Genomic DNA, 3,424 nt, shown 5'->3' with positions numbered 1-3,424 from the left:
GCAACGCGCCCTTGGCTAATCGTGGCATCCAGGGGCTTGCGTCATGCTTGGCGATGGTGATTGCCGACGACTACGGCGCACAGGCCAGCGCATCGACGGTAAGCGCCGCGACGGCGTTCAAGTGGGGAATCAACGCCCGGTATGACAGCGCGCGCAAGATCGCGATGCAGGACTACTACTGATGAAACTCAAAATCCCGCTGGGGGCATATAAGCGGGATGCGGGGTTCTTGCCTGAACTGCGGCTGCGTAACCTGATCGTTGAAAAGACCGAGGCCGACGACGAGGGCGTTGTGCTGCTGCCGCGCCCCGGCTTGAAGGTTTCGCAAACGCTGGGCACCGATCCGGTGACGGCGGTTTGGGTGCAGCCGGGGGTGTTCGGCGGCGATCCGATTACGCTGGCGGGGACGAATGTTTATCGCGCCGGGGCGGTGATTGGCACGCTGGTATCGCCGGACGTGAGCGGCGCGCGGTATGCGGCAAGCAACCTTGAAATGGTATTTTGCAGCGCGGGAACGCTCTACCGGACGGACGGCGCGGCGGTCACGCAACCGGCATTCCCGGACGGCGCGGGCGTTGTCTCGGTTGCCATTCTGGACGGCTATTTCCTAGCGGCGCGGCAGGGTTCCGGGTTCGTCTATTGGTCGGCGATCAACGACGGGACTTCTTGGCCCGCGCTGAACTTTGCCGAGGCCGAGGCGCGGCCTGACAACGTGCTGGACGTGCTGGCGGTCAATGACCAGCTTGCGGTGATCGGCGAGGAAAGCGTTGAATTTTGGCAGCCGAACCCATCCGGCAGCGTGGACTTGCCGTTCACGCGGATCGACGGCCTGACTTACAGCAAGGGCGCGCTGAACACGGGCGCGGCGGTCTATGCGGACAATACGCTTATTTGGGTGGGCAACGACGGTGTGGTTTATCGCCGTGGCGCGGTGCCGCAGCGTATTTCGGACCACGGCATCGAGGAACAGATTGCGCAGGCCGGTTCGGCGCAATTGTTCACGTTCAATTGGGTGGGCCATGTCCTGCTGGTTTTGGCGCTGCCTGCCGCGACTTGGTATTACGATTTTGCAACGCAGCTTTGGGGCCAGTTCACGACCAACGGTTTTAACGGTTGGCGTGCGGGTTGCGGTACGGCGAACGGGATTGCGCCCCTATTTGGTGATCGGGCTTCGGGGCAACTGCTGACGCTGGACGCCGCCGCGCTGTACGATGTGGACGCGACGGTGGAGCGCCGGTTTACCGGGCTACTGCCGGGGCAAGCGATCATCGACAACCTGTCGCTGGACGCTCAGGGGGGCATCGGTTCGGAACCTTCGGGCGCGCCGATCCTGGTTGAAGTCTCGATCTCACGGGACGGTTCGCAAACGTGGTCACCATTTCTACAGGCCGATTTGGGCAAGCGCGGGGAATATCGTCGCCGGGCGGTTTGGCGTCGGTTGGGGCGCTATGACATGGGCGCGGTGTTCGACTTCCGCACGACGGACCCCGCGATGTTCGTGGTTCAGTCGATCATGGTCAACGAACCGTTGGCGGGGCGTGCGACGGTATGACGGCGACAATCGGCGTACCGACAATCTCGCAGGCCACGCCTATTGTTGATGGTTCGGGGAATCCGACAACGCAGTTCGTGCAGTGGTTCAACAATGCTATTGCGCAGATCGTCAGCACCCTGGATGCGGTGGTGATAGCACAGAACGCCGCGACAAGCGCAGAAACAGCGGTTGCGGACCTGACGACTACGGCGGTTCCCGAGGGGACTAACGAGTATTTCACGACTGCGCGGGCACGTAGTTCCGTATCGGCGGGCACCGGGATTGCGTACAATGCCACAACGGGGGTTATTACGGCCACCGGGGCGAGCGGGTTCAGCTATTCGGTCTATTCCTACACCGCCGGATATACCGAGACGGCGACGGCAGGTTTCAAGATCGCGCGGTTCCTGACGGGGGGGCAATCGGTGGTGTTGCCTACGGCGAGCGGCAACGGGGCGATGTTCGGATTCCGCGCGGAGGTGGGGACTTTGACGCTGGGCACGACCGGCGGCGAAACCATCGACGGGAACGCCACTTACACGGTTTCGGCGGGTCACCCGGCCATGTTCATTTCGGACGGTTCCAACTGGTATTCGGTTTCGCTGGCTTGATCGGGCGTTGCTTTGAACCGGCACGCATTAATGACCTAATCAATCGCCCGGAAATTCGCCCTACAGTGGGGGGCGTCGGGGTTCTTGATTGTTCTGTGCTGGTGAATGACCGGCGCAATATATGCCTTGTTTCAGGCGATAATGGGGCTTTGTTCGCATGGCGCGGGCCGGGGATTTTCGAGGGGCATTCGTTCTTTAGTGAGCGTGGACGCGGGGCGATCAGCTTAGGGCGCGCGATGCTGGGAACGATGTTTCTACAGTACGACGCAAGAATGGTTTGGGGCCTTACGCCGGTAGCGAACCGAGCGGCCTGTTTCTTCAATCGCTGGATCGGAATGGGATCGCGCGGGGTCATGGCGACACCGGAAGGCGATTGCGAATTATTTGTATTGGAGCGTGACTAATGCCCATAGGCGCAATCATCGGGGGCGTGGCTTCTATCGCGGGCGGCGCGATCGCGTCCAGCGGTGCAAGTTCGGCGGCGGATAGCGCTGCGCAGGCATCGGCTGCGAACAACGCCCTGCAACAGCAAATCTACACGCAGAACACCGCCAACGAACAGCCGTTCATGCAGCGCGGCAATGCGGCAGGCGCGCAGATGAACGCGCTTCTCGGCCTTGCGCCCGCGACTTCGGGCACGGCGGCAAGCCCCGATTGGAACGCCTATCTTGCCGCTAACCCGGACGTGCAGAACGCCTACAACGGGCTTTCGGCGGCGGACAAGGCACGGTTCCCGACCGCGCAGAGCTATGCGCAGTACCATTACGGCACGTACGGCCAGAACGAGGGTCGCGCACTGCCGACTACGGGCGGCACGGCGGGGCAATCGTCCACCGACCAGCAGAATGCCGCTTTCGACAATTTCAAGAACAGCACCGGCTACCAGTTCGCCTATGACCAGGGGCAGAACGCGGTAAACAACAACTATGCGCTGCGGGGCGCGCTGAACAGCGGCGCGGCTATGAAAGCCCAAACGCAGTACGGCCAGCAGACCGCGCTGAACAATGCGTTCCTGCCTTACATGAACCTGCTTTCGGGCCAGCAGCAGACGGGCCTTAGCGCGGCAAATGCGCTGAACGGCGTGGGCACGAACTACGCCAACAGCGTGTCGTCGAACAACAACAACGCGGCAAGCGCGGCGGGATCGGCGGCTATCGGTTCGGCGAACGCTTGGTCAGGGGCGCTAGGCAGCACGGCTAACGCCATCGGGAACTTGACCGGCAGCAGTTACGGCAGCAACTCGCCCTATTCGGCCTCATCGCTGGCGAATTACAACAGC

At 62.1% G+C, this 3,424-nt stretch carries 4 protein-coding genes; all 4 read left to right on the top strand.

Annotation, left to right across the window (positions count from 1 at the left end; translation table 11 throughout):
- On the top strand, positions 1-182 hold a 182-nt coding region (locus AC1P6P_RS08985), incomplete at its 5' end, for a hypothetical protein (protein ID WP_481402102.1).
- The gene (locus AC1P6P_RS08980) at positions 182-1,552 is read left to right on the top strand and encodes a hypothetical protein (protein WP_481402101.1); all 1,371 of its coding nucleotides are present in this window, start codon (positions 182-184) and stop codon (positions 1,550-1,552) included. The genes AC1P6P_RS08985 and AC1P6P_RS08980, both read left to right, overlap by 1 nt.
- A complete protein-coding gene (locus tag AC1P6P_RS08975; protein WP_481402100.1) occupies positions 1,549-2,145 on the top strand; it encodes a hypothetical protein in 597 nt (198 codons plus the stop codon). The genes AC1P6P_RS08980 and AC1P6P_RS08975 overlap by 4 nt, the downstream gene beginning before the upstream one ends.
- 403 nt (positions 2,146-2,548) lie before the next feature.
- Positions 2,549-3,424, top strand: an 876-nt coding sequence (locus tag AC1P6P_RS08970) for a hypothetical protein (RefSeq protein WP_481402099.1), incomplete at its 3' end; no start/stop codon positions are given.

Source organism: Rhizomicrobium sp. (genome assembly GCF_056722145.1).
Note: the sequence above shows the minus strand (reverse complement) of the source record. Positions and strands in the feature narration are given on the sequence as shown.

Coding starts and splice junctions, on each gene's coding strand:
- AC1P6P_RS08980 (WP_481402101.1), top strand. CDS start 182: ATGAAACTCAAAATCCCGCTGGGGGCATATAAGCGGGATGCGGGGTTC.
- AC1P6P_RS08975 (WP_481402100.1), top strand. CDS start 1,549: ATGACGGCGACAATCGGCGTACCGACAATCTCGCAGGCCACGCCTATT.